Here is a 17,851-nt window from a genome sequence, read left to right on the forward strand (position 1 = left end):
ACCAGCCGTTGCGGCGAACCGGCGCCTCTGCTTGAATGGGCGTCAATTTTCGGTTTCACGCCATCATGCCCGCCAATCTCGACACCGACCTGCTGCGCGCCTTCGCCGCCGTCGCCGACACGCTCAGCTTCACCCGCGCGGGCGAACAGCTCTTCCGCACACAGGCGGCGGTCAGCCAACAGGTTCGCCGGTTGGAGGACGCCGTCGGCAAGCGCGTGTTTGAACGCGACACCAAGGGCGTCCGCCTGACCCGCGACGGCGAGGTGCTGTTGGCCTACGCCCGCCGCATGCTGACCCTGAACGACGAGGTGATGGCGCTGATGCGGCGGACCACCACGGTGGCCAGCGTCCGCATCGGCACGCCCGACGATTACGCCACCATGCTGCTGCCGGAGGTGCTGGCCCGTTTCAACGCCAGCTACCCCGACGTGATGGTGGAGGTGGTGTGCGACAACAGCCCCGATCTGGTGGCCGAGATCGAACGCGGGCGTTACGATCTGGCGCTGGTGACGCAGCGGTCGGACACCCCCGGCGGCGAATTGGTGCGGCGGGAGCCGGTGGCCTGGGTCGCCCCGCCGCGCGATCCCGCCCTGTCCCGCCCGGTGGAGGATCTCGATCCGCTGCCCCTGGCCCTCTTCCCCAAGGGCTGCGTCGTCCGCGATCTGGCGGTGGACGCGCTGGACCGCATCGGGCGCGATTGGCGCGTCGCCTTCACCAGCAAAAGCGTGGTCGCCGTGCATGGGGCGATTCTGGGCGGGCTGGGGGTGACGGCGATGGAGGATTGCACGGTGCCGAGCAGCCTGCGGCGGTTGGACGCGGCGGACGGCTTTCCGGCTCTGCCCGACATCCACATCGCCCTGCACCGCGCGCCCGGAACCCTGGCCAAGCCGACGCGGCTGTTGGCCGACGCCATTCACGATCTGGTGGGAGAAACCGCGCGATGACCAACCGGACCATGACCAACCGGACCACGCGCCGCATGGCCCTGCTGGCCGCGACTCTGCTCACCGCGACTCTGACCGGCCCGACCAGCGCGCAAAGCCCGGTCGCCATCGGCGCGCCGCTGACCGGCGAGGTCATTCTGAACCGTGACATCGAGGTGCGGATCGGTCCCAGCGAAGACGCCCGCATCGTGATGACGATGAAGCAGGGCAAGGCGCTGAACGCGCTGGGCACGCCGCGCGGCACCTTCTGGACGGAGGTCGCCATCGGCGGCCAGCCCATCGGCTATGTCCCCGCCGACAGCCTGGATCCGGCCTTGATGGTCACGGGCCGCCCGGCCATCGGCGGCGAGGGGCCGAAACCGGCCAAGCCCGCCGCCGACGGCAAACCCGCCGAACCGCCTTACAGCGGGCGCACGGCCGCCGTCGTCCCACGCGCGGCGTGGGACAAGGCCACGCAAACGCCGGGGCAAGGTTACGTCGTCGCCGCCAAACCGATCAGCGCCATTGAGTTCATCGACGCCAAAAAACGGCGCAACTTCACCCTGCGCAAGGGCGACGTCGTCGCCGTCATCAGCATCGCCAACGGGCAAGCGACCTTGGCTCTGCCCGCCGGAACCCGCGCCACCGCGCCGCTGGATGGGTTGGTCGGCGTCGTCGCCCCCTATCCCCTGCCCGGCATGCCGCCCATCGAGCCGGGGATGCTCTATGGCGCCAAGCTCGGCCAATATGTCAGCTACAGCGAAGGGATGCGCGCCTGGAAGGAGTTCACCGCCGGGCCGGGCAGCGCCTACCGCGATCTGCCGCCGATGGTCTGGCCGGTCTTCAAAGGCGGGCGGACGCTGTATGATCTGGGCGTCGGCCCCTTCACCCGGTTGCAGGTGGACACCGCTTGCGGCACGCTGGCGCAGCGCGGGTTGGATTGCACGGTCATCGAATTGGAAACCTTTTGACGGTTTCGTTAAGCTTTGCCCGCCATTGTGGACGCCCCCGCGCCCCACGCCCGACCGACCGCCTTTCGGACCCGCCCGCATGACTCACGACGATCTGCCCCCCGGCGACGCGACCGACGACGATCTGTTCTTCCTGGAGGAGGAGCCGGAGGAGGTGGGCGGCGCCGAGGTTCCCGCCGCTCCGGTCGGCAGTCCACCCGGCGGCGCCCGCTGGAAAATGCTGATCGTCGATGACGAGCCGGAGGTGCATTCGATCACCAAGCTGGTGCTGTCCGATTTCGCCTACAAAGGGCGCCCGGCGCACTTCATCTCCGCCCATTCGGCGGCGGAGGCGCGGGCGATTCTGGCGCGGGAAAGCGACATCGCCATCATCCTGCTCGACGTGGTGATGGAGACGGAGGACGCCGGGCTGAAGCTGGTCCACCACATCCGCGAAGAGCTGAAAAACCGCCACGTCCGCATCATCCTGCGCACCGGCCAGCCGGGGCAGGCGCCCGAACGCGCCGTGATCCTCGATTACGACATCAACGATTACAAGGCCAAGACCCAGCTCACCGCCCAACAGCTCTTCACCACCACGGTCGCCGCCCTGCGGTCCTACGAGGACATCATGGCGATCGAGGCGAACCGGCGCGGCCTGCGCAAGATCATCGAAGCGTCGTCCTCGCTGTTTCAGGCCCGCTCGATGAAGCTGTTCGCCGGGGGCGTGTTGACGCAACTGTCCGGCCTGCTCGGCGTCGGCCCCGACGCGATTTTGTGCGTGCAGCGCGGTTCCGTTCTGGGCGGCGGCCGCGACGGGCTGTATGTGCTGGCCGGGTCGGGACGCTTCGAGTCGCTCATCAACGAACCGGCGGTCGAGCATGTCGATCCCGCCGTGCTGGGGCTGGTGGTCGCCTGCCTGGAAAGCCAGTCCAACCATTACGCAGGGGAGCACATCACGCTCTACATCCGCACGCCCAACCAGCGCGAGAACGTCGTCTATCTGCGCTCCGACCGCCCGCTGTCCGATCTGGACCGCGAGTTGATCGAGGTGTTTTGCGGCAAGATCTCAGTCGGCTTCGACAATCTGCACCTCTATGAACAGCTTCACCGCGCCCAACAGGGCACCTTGGCGGCGCTGGCCGATCTGGCCGAACGGCGGGCGGGGGACGACGAGGACGGCGACAACCGTTTCGCCCGGTCGCTGCGCATCGCGGCGGTGACGGAGCAGATCGCCCGCCGCCTGCGCGCCGAAAACCATTTCCCGGCGATCATCGACGAGTCCTTTCTGTCGATCATCGGCCTGTCGGCCATCCTGCACGACGTCGGCAACGCCGCCATCGACCCGGCGATCACCGCCAAGCCCGGCCCGCTGTCCGCCGACGAGCGCGCGGCGATGCAGCGCCACACGGTGGCCGGCGCCACCCTGCTCGACCGCGCCAGCCGCCTGACCGACGGCCACACCCATTTGCACGTCGGGGCCGACGTCGCCCGCTGGCACCACGAGAATTGGGACGGCGGCGGCTATCCCGACGGCCTGGCGGGCGCCGCCATCCCCTTGAGCGCCCGCATCGTCGCCGTGGCCGACGCCTACGACGCGATGCGCCGCCACCGCCCCTACCGCGCCGCGCTCAGCCACGAGGCTGCCGTCACCGAAATCCGCCGCCAATCCGGCACCCGCTTCGACCCGGTGGTGGTCGAAGCGTTCCTGGCGGTGGCGGGAGAGATTGCGGGGTTGTGAGGGAGGATCACTCAAAAGATCCCCATCACAGATCCAGAAGTTTAAAAATTGCAATCCATTAGCTAATTCGTTGAATCAACGTGCTATGCATTAAAAAATATATCCGCGTCGCGTTCTTGTATTTGAGTTGTTATTTTAATAATTATGCGCCTCATAATTTAGGATCCAACGGACGGAGAGTAAAGACAGCCTCGCGCAACAGCCAAACGCTTCAATTTCTTTGCAATATTCTTTTGATTCTTTAGTTCTTGAATTTTATGATAGTCCGCCAGAGCATGAGCAGGATTTTGTTCTCTGCCATTTTTAGCGGGAACCGGATCAGAAATGCAATCAATTGATTCAGCATTAAACTCCTCAACACTTACCCCATAGACCGCAGCAGATTTTAGTCCGTTTTTAGTGTATAGCGTGTAGGACTCTTCTGGTGTAAATATTGACGAACGATCAACGGACAAACGATTTTCGTCTCTTTCTGATGGACGAAAACGGTCGGCAGAAGGCTCATCGCCCGCCATGAAATTTGGATGTATCTGACGGAAAAGAATTTCCGCCTTATCGGTCAATTTACAACTCATCCGCCTTTTATCCTTTCACGCGTCTATCAAATTCTGCCATAAAATCTTTCCCAACATCTGGAAATTCCGTTGGCTCCATTTCTCCATCTCCAATTATTTCCACGCCATACATCTCCACATTACCATCAATGTTGAACTCGATAGTAAAATCCCACCCATTACTCTCAAATTCAATTTGGATACCGCTATTTTCGGTAGGGTATATGCGGTAGCCTCCACAGAAAGCTGGTCTTTTAGAAAGAAAGCATCTCGCAGCCTCTACAGCAGAAACACTAATCGCGCTCCCCTCACCATCATTCCACCCATCACCAAAAGCAGAGATTTCTTTCAAGCGCGCGTAGCATTGACTGATACCTTTTTCAAGATTATTATCAATGACCGCAACATCGAATACTTGTATAATACCACGATATTTATTTTCGCTGTCTAGCTCTATCAAAATATCAAATTGAACATCAGCATTCAGATTTCCATCAAAATCTTCAATAACAGTCTCAGGATCAACCTCGATTTCTATATCTCCATACTCATCCGTTCTTACTGTGATAGTTCCACTAGAGTTATTTGCAACCAACCTCCCAACACTCTCGATTCTCTTTTCATAAGTTTCTTTAACGTGAGTGATGAGTGACTTTCTCCTATACGCATCTAAAAATACTACGTTCCCATCTTGACCCGTAGACCCTTGGAATTCAATTCTCTCATCTTCCTTGAGGCCAGACCCAAGCTTATTCAGAGCACGTATATGCTCAGAAGGCAGGTATCTAGGAAAATTTCCTCCAGAAACCCCATCAAAAAGATCAACAACCTTTCCATAAGAATAATCAACGATTTCTTCCAAATGGTCAGATATGCCAGGCAGATTGCTTTGTGCGACATCCCGATTCCAATTAAGAATTGGGATGGCGCTTCCATCTTCAATACGCAATAAATCAAACGAAATACTTTTATCAAACCCTTTCGGAAGCCGCTTGCGGTCAGTGTTAATTTCCTTCCACCGCTCTTTTGCAAAAGCAACTAGCAAGTCACGAAATGCAGGGAGATCGGACAGCACGTCAATCGGCATGCGGGCGTTTTTGAACCGCGCCCCAACATACCTGAGTCCAAAGTTTGTACTTTCATCAGTCATGCTCTCTCTCCCTAGGCGAATTTGTATTATGAACACAACAATCTGCCAACACATATTGACAGTTGGTCGCCCTATGCCGGAGGTCCAGATATGTTCGCTTCCCATCGGCCCAATGCAATAGGAAGTTACCTTTTTGCTTCCGCTCCAGCTTCAACGCCACCCCCCACAAAAAAGGCCCCCGCCACCGGCGGGAGCCTTTCTGAACCCAAACCTTCTCACCCCACGCGCGGAATCACCCCCGCAACGACCCGCCGGTCGCCTTGATGACCGCCGCGACGATCTTTTGGCCGACGGCCTCGATGGCCTCGTCGGTCAGGGTCGCGGTGGTGGGTTGGTAGGTGACGGAGACGGCGACGGATTTGCGGCCTTCGCCGACGCCCATGCCCTGGTAGACGTCGAAGACCGTGGCGTCCTTCACCAGCGCCTTGTCGGAGCCCTTGGCCGCGCGCAGGATCTTGTCGGCCTCCACATCCTGGCCGACGAGGAAGGCGAAATCGCGCTCGATCGGTTGAAAGGCGGAGAGTTGGACCATCGGTTTGGCGGTGCCGCCCTTTTTCTTGGGCAGCGGGATGGCGTCGAGCATCACCTCGAACCCGACCAGCGGACCCTTGACGCCCAGCGTGTCGAGCACCGACGGGTGGATCTCGCCAAAGCGGGCCATTACCGTGGGGCCAAGCCGCAGCACGCCCGACCGGCCCGGATGGTACCAGGCGGGGGCGTCGGCGGTGACTTGCAGGTTGGCGGTCGGCGCGCCCGCCGCCTCCAACGCCGCCAGCGCGTCGGCCTTGGCGTCGAACACATCCACCGGACGGGTCTTGTCCGCCCAATGGCGCGGCACGGCGGCGCCCGCGCGGATGCCCGCCGCGACGCTGTCCTGCCCATCGGGGGCCGGGCTGCGGAAGGCCGCGCCGACCTCGAACAGGCGGACGTCGGCGTAACCGCGATCGGCGTTGCGGCCCGCCGCCTGGATCAGGTTGGGCAGGATCGACGGGCGCATCACGTCCAGATCGCTGCTGATCGGGTTGACCAGCCGCAAACCCTCATGCGACGCGCCGAACAAAGCCGCCGTGGCCGAGGCCAGGAAGGACCACGTCACCGCTTCCGACAGGCCGCGCGCGGCCAGCGCCCGGCGGGCGGAGGCGACCCGGCGTTGCTTGAGCGTCAGCGCCGGGCGAGCCAGCACGGTCAGGCGCGGCAGCGGCGTCGCCGGGATGGCGTCGAAGCCGTTGACGCGCAGCACCTCTTCCACCAGATCGGCTTCGCCATGGACGTCGGCCCGCCAGGACGGAACGCCAACGCGCAAGCTGCCGTCATCCTCCTCGCCCTCGATGGTGAAGCCCAGGTCGGTCAGGATGCGGGTCTGCTGGTCGTGGTTCAGATCGACCCCGCCCAGGCTCTTGACCCGGCCCGGGCGCAGGGTCAGCGCCCGGCGCCAGTTCGGCTCCGCCCCGGCGATCACCAGATCGGACGCCTCGCCGCCGCAGATCTCCAGAATCAGGCGGGTGGCGCGCTCCACCCCCTCGACCACCGCCGCCGGATCGACGCCGCGTTCCAACCGATAGCGGGCGTCGGATTCGACGCCCAGCCGCCGCCCAGCCTGGGCCACGCGCACGGTGTCGAAGATCGCCGCTTCCAGGAACAGGGTGGTGGTGGTTTCGGTGCAGCCCGACTCTTCGCCGCCGATGATGCCGCCCAGCGCTTCGGCCCGCTCATGATCGGCGATGACCACCATCGACGGATCGAGCGCGTAGTCCTTGCCGTTCAGCGCGGTCAGGCTCTCGCCCTCGCGCGCCATGCGGACGACGATCCCGCCCTTGACCTTGTCGGCGTCAAAGGCGTGCAGCGGGCGCGCCACGTCGAAGGTGACGTAGTTGGTGATGTCCACCAGCGCCGAGATCGGGCGCAGGCCGATGGCCAGCAGCTTGTCCTGCATCCATTGCGGCGACGGGCCGTTCTTGACGCCCCGGATGGTCCGCCCGACATAGAGCGGGCAGGCGTCCGGCGCCTCGATGGTCACGCCGATGGGGCTGGGGAAGGATCCGGCCACCGGGGCGGCGTTCAGGCGGCCTTCGGCCAGCGGCTTCAAGCGGCCCAGACCCGCCGCCGCCAGATCGCGGGCGATGCCGCGCACCCCGGCGCAATCGGCGCGGTCGGGGGTGAGGTTGATGTCGATCACCGGATCGCTCAGGCCCGCGTAATCGGCGTAGCTCGCGCCGACCGGCGCGTCGTCCGGCAACTCGATGATGCCGTCATGCTCGTCCGACAGCTTCAACTCGCGCTTGGAGCACATCATGCCGTTGGATTCGACGCCCCGGATGACGCCCTTCTTCAGCGTGATGTCGGAGCCGGGGATGTAGGCCCCCTCCGCCGCGAAAACGCCCTTCAGCCCGGCGCGCGCGTTGGGCGCGCCGCAGACGACCTGAAGCGTTTCCGTGCCGGTGTCCACCACCAGCACGCGCAGCTTGTCGGCGTCGGGGTGCTTGTCCGCCGACACGACATGGGCGACGCGGAACGGCGCCAGCTCTTTCGAGCGGTCCTGCACGCCTTCGACCTCAAGGCCAAGGGCGGTCAGCTTTTCCGTGATCTGGTCGAGCGAAGCCTCGGTTTCCAGATGGTCCTTCAGCCAGGACAGCGTGAACTTCATGGGGTCGGATCCGCGAGGTGAGAAGTGTCGGATGATGACGGGGACAGAGTATGCGGCGGCGACCGGATTATTCGGCGGCGACCGGACGGACAAAGGGGTTGTCGGCGGGGTGGGCGGCGAACCACAGGGCGTCGGCGTCGATGTCCAACTCCCCCGGCCAACTCAAGGAGCGACCGCGCGGGCCAACCGAGACCGCCGCGAACAGGGCCGGATCGGCCAGCGCGGCGAAGACCCCGCCCTGGGCGACCAGCGGGGCGGCGTCAAAACGGGTTTCCGAACCGTCGGCCCAGCGCAAAACCACCCACAGCCCATCGGCGGCGGGAACGGCGCTTTCGATCCGGTTCTTCAACAAGCCTGCCATAGCCAACCTCACAAACGATCCGGCGCCACATGGCTGCGGCACTTCACCCAGTTCAAAGCCAACGCCGCCTGTCGGTCCCGCGCCCAATCCGTCACCCGGCGCAGGACGCGGATGGGGACGTCCCCCTCGATCAATCCCAGATCGGCGATCCGCAGCAACGCTTCGCAATCGCCATGTTCGACATGAAAATGGGGCGGATCATGGTCCTGATAATACATCAAGACCTTGATCCCGTCGAATTCGGCGATGGTCGGCATCGCTCAGCGGGTCAAACCATGGGCGATGTTGGGAATGTCGAGCGGGACGAAGCCGTAATGCTTCAGCCAACGCAGATCGGCTTCAAAGAAGGTGCGCAGATCGGGGATGCCGTATTTCAGCATCGCCACGCGCTCCACCCCCATGCCGAAGGCGAAGCCCTGGTATTTGGTGCTGTCGATGCCGCAGGCTTCCAGCACGTTCGGGTGAACCATGCCGCAGCCGAGAATCTCCAGCCAATCGCCGTAATTGCCCAGCTTCAGCTCGCCGCCCTTGCGCAGGCAGCCGATGTCCACCTCCGCCGACGGTTCGGTGAAGGGGAAGAAGCTGGGGCGGAAGCGCAGCGGCAGATCGTCCACATCGAAGAAGGCGCGGCAGAACTCCACCAGGCAGCCCTTCAGATGGCCCATGTTGGTCGCCTCGTCGATCACCAGACCTTCGATCTGGTGGAACATCGGCGTGTGGGTCATGTCGTAGTCGGAGCGGTAGGTCCGGCCCGGCGCGATGATGCGGATCGGCGGCTTGTTGTTCAGCATGGTGCGGACCTGCACCGGGCTGGTGTGGGTGCGCAGCAGCATCTTCTTGTCGTCTGCGTCGGGCAGATAGAAGGTGTCGTGCATGTCGCGCGCCGGGTGGCCGACCGGGAAATTCAGGGCGGTGAAGTTGTGGAAATCATCCTCCACATCCGGCCCTTCGGCGACGGAGAATCCCATTTCGGCGAAGATGGCGATCATCTCGTCCATCGTCTGGCTGATCGGGTGGATGCGGCCCTCGGTCTCCGGGCGGATCGGCAGGGTGACGTCCACGCGTTCGGCCTCCAGCCGCGCCTTCATGTGGGCGGCGGCAAGGTCAAGCTTGCGGGCGTCCAGCGCCTCGGCGATCACGTCCTTCAGCGCGTTCAGCGCCTGACCGCGCTCCTTGCGCTCGTCCGGCGACAGGCCGCCCAGCTCCTTCATAAAGCCGGTGATGCGCCCCTTCTTGCCCAGCGCGTTCACGCGCACCTCGTCCAGCGCCGGAAGATCGGCGGCGGCGTTGACCAGCGACAGGAGTTCGTCTTTCAGCGCGTCGAGCATGGCGGTTCCCGGCAAGCGTGGGGAAAAATCGGAATCGAAACAAAAAGGGAGCCGGACCCAACGGCCCGGCTCCCTTCTCTAGCACTTGGCGCCTGAAAAAGCGTCTGCGAACGGGTCGCGAACGCCTTACGCGGCGGCCTTGGAGGCGAGCGCGGCCTGGGCCTTGTCCACCAAGGTCTTAAAGGCTTCCGGCTCACGGGCGGCCAGATCGGACAGGACCTTGCGGTCGATCTCGATGCCGGCCATCTTGATGCCGTTGATGAAGCGCGAGTAGGTCAGGCCATACTGCCGAACGCCGGCGTTGATGCGCTGGATCCACAGGCCACGGAAATCGCGCTTCTTGTTGCGACGGTCGCGGTAGGCGTAACGAAGCGCCTTTTCGACCTTCTCGATCGCAATGCGGAAGTTCTTGGAGTTGCGACCCCGATAGCCCTTGGCGAGCTTCAGAATCTTGCGGTGACGGGCGTGCGTGGTAACGCCGCGCTTAACACGAGCCATAGTTCAGATCCTTCCCAGTATCAGGCGTTGCGCAGCCAGTTCTTCAACACCGTGCGGGCGTTGGAGTCGCACAGAGTCATCATGCCGCGCGCGTTGCGCTTCATGGTCGGAGACTTCTGCTCGAGGCAGTGGCGCTTGTAGGCCGCCTGGGCGCGGACCTTGCCGGAGGCGGTCACCTTGAAACGCTTCTTGGCGCCGCTCTTGGTCTTCAGCTTGGGCATTTTGGGTTCCTATCGGATAGGGTCGAGTTCCATCGGACGGTTGGGCATGCCCTGGCCTTTCAGCCTAGCCTCGCCGCTCGTGGAAGGAACGCCTTATACGCGCGGGATCGCCGCGACGCAAGGGGGGCGTTACGGGCGCGCCACGCTGGGCAGGGCCGCTAGAAACGCGTCCCGCGTCGCCCAACCGCTCGGCGTGTTGGACGGGGCGTCGCCGATCTCCAGCCGGGCGAACACGACGCGCCCACCGGCGCGCTCGGCCCAGCCGACGAACCAGCCCAGCGGACGCTTGCGATCCGGCGCGCCCGAGGCGTCGCGCATCCAACCGCTGCCGGTCTTGCCCCAAACGGTCCAGGCTCCGGCGAAGCGCCCGCCGTCGTCGGCGGTGAATTGCGGCAGGATCGCGGCGGTCATGTCCTGCGCCCGCCGCGACACCGGCAAATCGCGGGCGAGAAAGCGCCGAAGAAACTGGACCTGCTCGTCAGGGGAGATCGCCAAGGACGACGTCAACCAACTGTGGGTCAGCCCGTCCGCCTTGCCGGGGTTGCCGGAAATGTCGCGGTTCCCGTAGCCCAACCGCTCCACATAGTCGCGGAACCGCTCCAGCCCCAGCTTGCGGGTCAGGGTCTGGGAGTACCAGACCACCGAGTCGCGTTCCCACGAGGTCGGATCGACGTTGCGCGTGTCGGCGGGATTTTTGCTCGATTCCGGGCGGCCGTCCCAGCTTGGATGACGCTCGTCCTCCAGAACGCCCGCGTCATAGCCCATCAAGGCGAGGGGAATCTTGAAGGTCGAAGCCGGGCTGACCCGCCGGTCGCACGGCCCCTGGCGGAACAGCGGGGCGCCCGACGCGGCGTCAAGGACGACCATGCAAACCGCCTTCCCGCCCTCCGCCGCCCGCGCGGCGAAGGGCGCCGCGACCGTCGCCAGAGTCAGACCGATCCAAATTGCGTTTGTGAGCGTGCGGCGACCGATCACCGGGTCTCTCCTTGCGTTCATGCGGCGTTGGTTGGCGTTGGGCAAGGAGTAAGGGGCTGGCGAGGGGCTGGCAAACGATGATAAATCGGTCGAGTTCCTAAACAGGTTTTCCAAGCCCGTCCATCTGTGGGCGGGCTTGGAAAACCTGCTCAACATGCGCCATCGCTGGAAATGGGACCCGCATGGATGAAATCGAATATGCGTTGATGGACAAGGCGGATGGCGCGATGTGGTGGTATCGCTGTCTGCAAGAGCTGGTGATCCTGTCCCTGAACCGTCATCTGACGACCACGGCGCCGGTCATCCTGGACGCGGGCTGCGGCACCGGCGGCATGATGGTCCGCCTGCGCCAAGCGTGGCCGCAGGCGACCCTGCACGGCATCGACCTGTCGCGGACGGCCTGCCTGCGGACACGGGCCAAGACGGGCGGCGCGGTCGCTGTCGCCAGCGTCGACCGCCTGCCCTTCCCTGACGCCAGCATGGACATCGTCATTTCCACCGACGTGCTGACCCTCACCGGGGTTGACGAGGTCCGCGCGGTGATGGACGCGCGCCGCTGCCTGAAGCCAGGGGGATTGTATTTGGTGAACCACCCCGCCTACGCTTGGCTTATGGCCGACCATGATCGCCATGTGGGGAACGCGCGGCGGACGACGGCGGGGGCCTTGCGCGGGCAACTGCGCGCCGCCGGGCTGAAGCCCCTTTTCGTCACCTATTGGAACACCTTGCTGTTCCCCCTGATGGTGGCTCGCCGCAAGCTGTGGCCCAACGGCTCGGAGACGTCCGACGTCGGCCGCTTTTCCGGCCCCTTGAACCAAGCGCTGAACGGATTGTGCGGACTGGAGCGCGTGGCCCTGCGACGGGGCGTCGCCCTGCCCTTCGGCGGGTCTGTCCTGGCGGTGGCGACCAGAGCATGACTCCCTCGACGGATACCCCCGCATGCGCGCTGAGCGTCGTGGTCCCGGTCTACAATGGGGCGAGAACGGTGGGAACCCTGGTGGCCGCGCTGTCCAATCTCGCCATCCCGGGCGGTCATGAGATCATCCTGGTGGACGACGGCAGCGCGGACGACAGCCGGTCGGTCTGCGAGCGGCTGGCGCGGACGGTGTCCCGCGCACCCATCACCTTCGTCCGGCTGTCCCGCAATTTCGGAGAGCACAACGCCGTCATGGCCGGTCTGGGTCTGGCCCGGGGCGCCTACATCATCACCATGGACGACGACCTGCAAAACCCGCCGGAGGCGGTGATCCATCTGTTCCGGCACGCGTGCGACGGCGGCTACGACGTGGTCTACACCTATTGCGACCGCAAACGGCACAGCGCGTTCCGCAATGTCGGCAGCGCCTTCGCCAACCGCACCGCCGCCCTGATGCTGGGGCTTCCGCCGGGGCTATATCTCTCGACGTTCCGCTGCCTGTCCGCCTTCGTCGCGCGGGAGGCCTGCCGTTATACCGGTCCCTTCCCCTTTGTTGACGGGCTGGCGCTACAGGTCACGCGCTCCATCGGCCGACTGCGGGTGGCGCACCTGCCCCGAGCAGGCGGGCACAGCAACTACACCCTGCGTCGCCTGGTTCGCCTGTGGCTGTCCATCGCGCTAAATTTCTCCACCCTGCCCTTGCGCCTCAGCGCACTCCTGGGCATCGGCGCCATGGCGGGGGGCGTCTTGCTGAGCGGCTCGCTTCTGGTCCGGCACCTGTTGCTGAACATCCCCGTGACAGGCGCCGCCGGACTGCTGGCGGCGCTGCTGCTGACATCCGGGTTGTCGTTGGCGATGCTGGGCGTGGTCGGCGAATATGTGGGCCGAACCTTCCAAACCGTCAGCACTCGTCCACAATACGTCATCCGCGCCATTGTCAGCAGCCGGGATGAACCGGCCGATCCAGCCCCCTAAAGCGACGGCCCATGCTTCTGGACGCTCTGATCCACAACCCACTCACGAGAGCCGAGCCGCTGGCTCCGCTGAGCTTGGCGCTGTTGGGTCTAGCCCTCGCGGCCCGACTGTCCCGGCGCCCCCTCGCCCGGCGCTGGAGCATGGCGGCGATCCTGTTGGTCGGGGTCGCCACCGTCATGGTCGTCGGCAGCCGACTGATCGAATACGGCGTCATCCTGCGCCATGGCCCCTTGGACCCGTGGAACCACAACATAGCCGCGGTCGCCGCAGCCTGGCTGCGCGGACAACCCTTGTATCCCCTGCCGACGGACGGCCTCTACTACGGCCTGCTGTACGGGCCGCTGCTCTATCGCATCCTGGCCGCGATGCAGGATTTGTTCGGTATCGGCACGCCGCTGGCGACGGTGCCGGGCGTGGCGGCCGAGGCGGCAAGCCTGCTCGTCACCTGGCGTGCGGCTAGGCGCGGCGGCGCCAGCGGCGGCGGCGCCCTGTTCGCCGCGGCGGTCGCCGCAGGGCTGATTGTGTGGATCTATCCCAGCGTCGGCTTTCGCGCCGATCCCTTTCTGCTGTTGCTGTCATCCCTGGGGCTGCTGGCCACGACCTGGACGCCCGGCCTGAGGCAGGCCGTCGCGCTGGGCCTGTGCGCCGGCCTCGCCACCGCGCTGAAGCCATCGGGCGGCCTGTATCTGGGACCGGCGCTGCTGGCGGCCCTGCCGGCGCACAGCCCTGTGGCGGTCGGCCGCTTCATAGCGTTGACCGGGATCGCCGGCCTGGCGGGCGCCCTCCTTCCCTTTGTCGGCGCCGGCGCCTCGCCAGCAGGTTACCTGGCTTATCTGGCAGCCTTGAAGCCCGTGAGTGTGCATGCCAAGGAGTTGATGGAAAACGGCCTTCTGGCCCTGCTCATGTCGGTTCCCGCCCTGGTCGTCCCACCGGCGGAACGGCGTGCGCGCAGGGCGATGCTGGCAGGTCTGTGCCTGTGCCTGCCGGTGGCCTGCGTTCTAGGGGCCGTAGACGGCGCCGGCGTCTGGCACGTGCTGCCCTTCGCCCCTTACACCGCCCTGCTGGTCGGCCTCGCCGCGACCGCCCAGCCAGGTTGGAGCCCCCGGACCCTGGGGCAGACCCTGGTCATCCTGCTGATCATGGCCTATGGAGCCAAGCATGCCGCAAGCGAGGCAGCCGAAGCCGTCGCCAAAGCGCCGCAGGCTGAACGGCTGCACCGGGCCGTCGTGGACTTCCTATCGCAGCACCCGGACGCGGTCGTCGCCATAGCGCCCCGCAGTCGGCTATTGAACCGGGAGGCGGCGTGGCTGGTCGGCCAGGGCAAACCCCTGATCCTGACCCGCACCAGCTGGATCGACCTCGGCAAGCCGGATGCGATCCAGATGTTCATCGATCGCTATCTCTCCCGCTGCGACGGCCTGTCCTGGCTGGCGGTGGGCAACCCACCCTTCGATCCCGTCGGGGAAACACCGGTCGCCGTTTCAGCGGCGTTCATGGCGCTCTATCATCGCCAGTCGGAGGGGGAAGAGCTGGAGGTCTGGTCCTGCGCTCCAGCGCCGGACGAACCGCCGATGTGACGACGCGCCGCCACCCGCATGCCAAAGCCGATCGCTTTTGGGGCTGAACGCGATCCAGGGGGACGGCGTCGCCCTGGATCCGTCGCTGATGGCCTCCCGCCCGCTGGAGGCCGGACGGACCGTCCGCCCCTTCGTCCCCGACGTCACGCTGGGCGGCTATTGGCTGACCTGGCTGCGATCAAAACACGTCTCGCCCGGAATGCGGGCCTTCCGCGCCTGGATCACCGCCGCCTGCGACCGGTTCAGCGATACTCCTTGAAGCGCTCCGTCGCCTGGACCAGCGCGGCGCGGATGCCGGGTTCCATCGCGGAATGTCCGGCGTCGGGGACGATGCGGTAATCGGCCTCCGGCCACGCGCGGTGCAGCTCGTCGGCGGACACCACCGGGCAAACCACGTCATAACGCCCCTGGACGATGGCGCCGGGAATGTGGCGGATGCGGTGGACGTCGCGCAGCAGCTTGTCTTCCGGGGTGAAGCGGTTGGCGCGGAAATAATGCGCCTCGATCCGCGCCAGCCCCAGCGCGTGGGTGTCCTCGCCGCTCGCCGCGATCAGTTCGGGCGAGGGCAGCAGGGACGAACAGCTTCCCTCATAAACGCTCCACACCCGCGCCGCCGCCAGACGGGTCGCGCGGTCGGGCGAATCCAGCCGCTTCCAATAGGCTTCCAGCAGGTCGCCCTGCTCGCTCTGCGGGATGTGGGCGGCGAAGGCCGACCAGGCTTCCGGGAACAGGATCCGCATCGAATAGAGGAACCAATCGATCTCGCTTTTGCGCATCAGGAAGATGCCGCGCAGGATCAGGCCCAGGCAGCGTTCCGGGTGGGTCTGGGCGTAGGCCAGCGCCAGGGTGGATCCCCAAGAGCCGCCGAACAGATGCCAACGCTCGATCCCCAGATGACGGCGCAGGGTCTCGATGTCCTCGACCAGCCGTTCGGTGGTGTTCTCCCGCGTTTCGCCCAGCGGGGTGGAGCGCCCGGCCCCGCGCTGGTCCATCACGACGACGCGGTAATGGGCCGGGTCGAAAAAGCGGCGGTGGGTGGGCGAGGCGCCCGCCCCCGGCCCGCCATGCAGGAACATCACCGGCACGCCGCGCGGGTTGCCCGCCTGCTCCCAATAGACCGTGTGCCGATCGTCCACCGCGATCGTTCCGGCCTGATACGGGTCGATGGGCGGGTAAAATTCGCTGCGGGGCATAAGCGGGGATCCTTGGGAGCGTCGGTCCTGTGGTGCGAGCGGCGAGTGTAAAGGACCGACGCCGGGTTGCGCCAGCGCGCAAAACCCCAAGGCCGCGACGATTTTACGGCGTCTTCCGCCCGGCCATATGGGTCAGATAGGCGATGACCCGCTCCAGATCGCCGTCGCTCAACATGCCGACGTCAAAGCCGGGCATCTGTTGGTTGGGCCAGCTCCGCACCGCGCGCGGATCGCGGATCAGTTTGGCCAGCCCCGATGGGGTCAGATATTCGGTCGGATTCATCGGGCGGTTCAGATCCGGCCCGACGTTGGCGCTGCCCGCCCCGTTCAGCGTGTGGCAGGCCATGCATTGGGCGACGAAGGCGGCTTGTCCGGCGCGGATCGGCGAATCCGGCGACAGCGCGGCGTCCACCGCCAATTGCGGCCAGCGCTTCAACGGGTTGTCGGTGCTGGCGAAGCGGGCGAGTTGGTAGGGCCATTGTTCGTTGCCCACGCCCGACGCCTCGGGCCGCACCCACACCAGATAGAAGGGACCGGCGGAGACCTCCTTGCCCGGCAGCGGCGGCCAGGGTTGGTCGGGCGGCTCCACCGCCAAAAAGGCGACCGACCCACCGTCCGCCGTCCGCAAACACAGCTCCGGCGGCAGCAGCGCGGCGAAGCCGTCGCTGGCGACGCCCTCCAGAACCGCGTCCTTGGGGAATTGGTCGGCGGCGATCAGGCTGGCCAGCGGCACGGCGCGGTAACGCATCGGACGGCCATAGGCGGCGTCGTTCGGGATGTCGACCGTCGCCACGTCGGAACGGGCGAGCAGGGCGTCGCGGTCGATGGTCCGTTCGACGCCCGCGATGGCGATGGTCAACACCGGTCCGGCGGCCTGGACCGGCGAAACCACGGCGACCAGAAGCAAACAGGCGGTCAACAAGCGTGCGATCATTCGGGGTCCTCCTCCTCAAGATGGGCGTCAGAACTGGGATCCGGGGGCCGGACGGCGGGCGCGGATCGGGTCGGCTGTGGAGACGGCGGCGGCGCGGTCGCCGCCCCGCCCTCCAGCCGTTCGATCTGCTCGGGGTGGTTCGCCTCGATCATGGGGCCGCTGCGCAGGCCGATCCAGCCCCGAACGCGGATTCGTTTGCCCTCGTACGACAACGGGTCGATTCCCGCCTTGGCGAAGTCGCGCATCGCCGGGCGGGCGATGTGGACGGTGACGTCGGCGCGCCAATCGGCGCCGAAATCCAGATAGGCCTCGCCGCCGGTCTTGGTGACGCGCAGCACCCGCCCCTCCACGATCTGGAAGCTGTCGCGGTCGCGGGCCAGCGCGTCGGGATCGGCGGGGCGCAGGGCGTAGACGCGGGTCCGCCACAGGCCGCGCTGGGCGACGCGCGCGCCGTCCTCCGTCGCCAGCATCTCGGCGGCGAAGGCGCGGGCGTCGGGCCGGGTGTGAACGCGGGCGTGGCCGCGCGCCAGCATCTCCGCCTGCAACCACACCCCATCCTCGCGCAGCAGATGGACCAGCAGCCGCCCATGCCGGTCCACCACGACGGTCCCGCGCGGCGTCACCACCCGCCCCAACGCCAGCTCGCCCAGCGCCGCCGTCGCCGCCTTGGCCAGCGGCCAGGAACGGCCTCCATCGGCGGCGGCGTAGCGGGGAGGTTTCGCCGCCTCGATCCCCGCCAAGCGGACCTGCCGCCCATCCTCCAACGCCAGCGTGTCGCCATCGACCACCGCGACCACGCGCCAGGACTCCGCCGACGCCGCGACGGCGGGCGCGGCGGTCAGCGGCGGCAGCAGGATCGCCGCAAGCTTCAGGCAATGGGAACGGGGTTTCATGACTCAACCCTATGACGC

The 17,851-nt window shown here is 65.6% G+C and carries 19 protein-coding genes; 7 read left to right on the top strand and 12 right to left on the bottom strand.

What is annotated here, in order from left to right; all coding sequences use genetic code 11:
• Positions 1–35: 35 nt before the first annotated feature.
• The 3 genes from ACODS4_RS00360 to ACODS4_RS00370 all read left to right on the top strand — a co-directional run bounded on the left by ACODS4_RS00360 (position 36) and on the right by ACODS4_RS00370 (position 3,614).
• Positions 36–944 (top strand): LysR substrate-binding domain-containing protein, encoded by a 909-nt coding sequence (locus ACODS4_RS00360; protein ID WP_488859650.1) that lies wholly within the window; start codon positions 36–38, stop codon positions 942–944.
• Entirely contained in the window at positions 941–1,894 is a 954-nt protein-coding gene (locus tag ACODS4_RS00365; RefSeq protein WP_488859652.1) for an SH3 domain-containing protein, read from the top strand. The genes ACODS4_RS00360 and ACODS4_RS00365 overlap by 4 nt, the downstream gene beginning before the upstream one ends.
• A 79-nt stretch (positions 1,895–1,973) precedes the next feature.
• The gene (locus ACODS4_RS00370; protein ID WP_488859654.1) at positions 1,974–3,614 is read left to right on the top strand and encodes a DUF3369 domain-containing protein; all 1,641 of its coding nucleotides are present in this window, start codon (positions 1,974–1,976) and stop codon (positions 3,612–3,614) included.
• 158 nt (positions 3,615–3,772) lie between these two features.
• On the opposite strand, the gene ACODS4_RS00375 is transcribed toward ACODS4_RS00370, so the two are convergent.
• The 9 genes from ACODS4_RS00375 to blaOXA form a co-directional block, all read right to left on the bottom strand.
• Positions 3,773–4,189 carry a hypothetical protein gene (locus ACODS4_RS00375; RefSeq protein ID WP_488859656.1) on the bottom strand — a complete coding sequence of 139 codons (417 nt, stop codon included), beginning with the start codon at positions 4,187–4,189 and terminating at the stop codon, positions 3,773–3,775.
• A gap of 7 nt (positions 4,190–4,196) precedes the next feature.
• The gene (locus ACODS4_RS00380) at positions 4,197–5,318 is read right to left on the bottom strand and encodes a hypothetical protein (protein ID WP_488859658.1); all 1,122 of its coding nucleotides are present in this window, start codon (positions 5,316–5,318) and stop codon (positions 4,197–4,199) included.
• A gap of 232 nt (positions 5,319–5,550) precedes the next feature.
• A complete protein-coding gene (gene pheT / locus ACODS4_RS00385; protein ID WP_488859660.1) occupies positions 5,551–7,962 on the bottom strand; it encodes a phenylalanine--tRNA ligase subunit beta in 2,412 nt (803 codons plus the stop codon).
• A 67-nt stretch (positions 7,963–8,029) separates the two neighbouring features.
• Positions 8,030–8,323, bottom strand: coding sequence for a DUF2442 domain-containing protein (locus tag ACODS4_RS00390; RefSeq protein ID WP_298380093.1), 294 nt, complete (start codon positions 8,321–8,323; stop codon positions 8,030–8,032).
• Positions 8,324–8,331: 8 nt separating this feature from the next.
• Positions 8,332–8,580 carry a DUF4160 domain-containing protein gene (locus tag ACODS4_RS00395; protein ID WP_488859662.1) on the bottom strand — a complete coding sequence of 83 codons (249 nt, stop codon included), beginning with the start codon at positions 8,578–8,580 and terminating at the stop codon, positions 8,332–8,334.
• 3 nt (positions 8,581–8,583) lie between these two features.
• Positions 8,584–9,651: a phenylalanine--tRNA ligase subunit alpha gene (gene pheS, locus ACODS4_RS00400; protein WP_488859664.1), complete on the bottom strand. Its 1,068-nt coding sequence runs from the start codon at positions 9,649–9,651 to the stop codon at positions 8,584–8,586.
• A gap of 126 nt (positions 9,652–9,777) precedes the next feature.
• Positions 9,778–10,149: a 50S ribosomal protein L20 gene (gene rplT / locus ACODS4_RS00405; protein ID WP_045581580.1), complete on the bottom strand. Its 372-nt coding sequence runs from the start codon at positions 10,147–10,149 to the stop codon at positions 9,778–9,780.
• Positions 10,150–10,169: 20 nt separating this feature from the next.
• Entirely contained in the window at positions 10,170–10,370 is a 201-nt protein-coding gene (gene rpmI / locus ACODS4_RS00410; protein ID WP_119828916.1) for a 50S ribosomal protein L35, read from the bottom strand.
• A 129-nt stretch (positions 10,371–10,499) separates the two neighbouring features.
• On the bottom strand, positions 10,500–11,345 hold the full coding sequence (blaOXA, locus tag ACODS4_RS00415; protein WP_488859667.1) for a class D beta-lactamase: 846 nt from the start codon (positions 11,343–11,345) through the stop codon (positions 10,500–10,502).
• Between the two features lie 182 nt (positions 11,346–11,527).
• On the opposite strand from blaOXA, the gene ACODS4_RS00420 reads away from it, so the two are divergent.
• The 4 genes from ACODS4_RS00420 to ACODS4_RS00435 all read left to right on the top strand — a co-directional run bounded on the left by ACODS4_RS00420 (position 11,528) and on the right by ACODS4_RS00435 (position 15,072).
• Complete coding sequence (locus ACODS4_RS00420; protein ID WP_488859669.1) at positions 11,528–12,262, top strand: class I SAM-dependent methyltransferase; 735 nt, start codon at positions 11,528–11,530, stop codon at positions 12,260–12,262.
• Entirely contained in the window at positions 12,259–13,236 is a 978-nt protein-coding gene (locus tag ACODS4_RS00425) for a glycosyltransferase family 2 protein (protein WP_488859671.1), read from the top strand. The genes ACODS4_RS00420 and ACODS4_RS00425 overlap by 4 nt, the downstream gene beginning before the upstream one ends.
• A 140-nt stretch (positions 13,237–13,376) precedes the next feature.
• The gene (locus ACODS4_RS00430) at positions 13,377–14,813 is read left to right on the top strand and encodes a hypothetical protein (RefSeq protein WP_488859673.1); all 1,437 of its coding nucleotides are present in this window, start codon (positions 13,377–13,379) and stop codon (positions 14,811–14,813) included.
• A gap of 37 nt (positions 14,814–14,850) precedes the next feature.
• Positions 14,851–15,072: a LysR substrate-binding domain-containing protein gene (locus tag ACODS4_RS00435; protein WP_488859675.1), complete on the top strand. Its 222-nt coding sequence runs from the start codon at positions 14,851–14,853 to the stop codon at positions 15,070–15,072.
• On the opposite strand, the gene pip is transcribed toward ACODS4_RS00435, so the two are convergent.
• From pip to ACODS4_RS00450, 3 genes are all read right to left on the bottom strand, one after another.
• Positions 15,056–16,006, bottom strand: coding sequence for a prolyl aminopeptidase (pip, locus tag ACODS4_RS00440; protein WP_488859677.1), 951 nt, complete (start codon positions 16,004–16,006; stop codon positions 15,056–15,058). The genes ACODS4_RS00435 and pip overlap by 17 nt on opposite strands.
• 103 nt (positions 16,007–16,109) lie before the next feature.
• The gene (locus tag ACODS4_RS00445) at positions 16,110–16,940 is read right to left on the bottom strand and encodes a c-type cytochrome (RefSeq protein ID WP_488859679.1); all 831 of its coding nucleotides are present in this window, start codon (positions 16,938–16,940) and stop codon (positions 16,110–16,112) included.
• The gene (locus ACODS4_RS00450; protein ID WP_488859681.1) at positions 16,937–17,833 is read right to left on the bottom strand and encodes a thermonuclease family protein; all 897 of its coding nucleotides are present in this window, start codon (positions 17,831–17,833) and stop codon (positions 16,937–16,939) included. The genes ACODS4_RS00445 and ACODS4_RS00450 overlap by 4 nt, the downstream gene beginning before the upstream one ends.
• Between the last annotated feature and the right edge of the window lie 18 nt (positions 17,834–17,851).

It is taken from the genome of Azospirillum sp. FG154 (assembly GCF_057809575.1).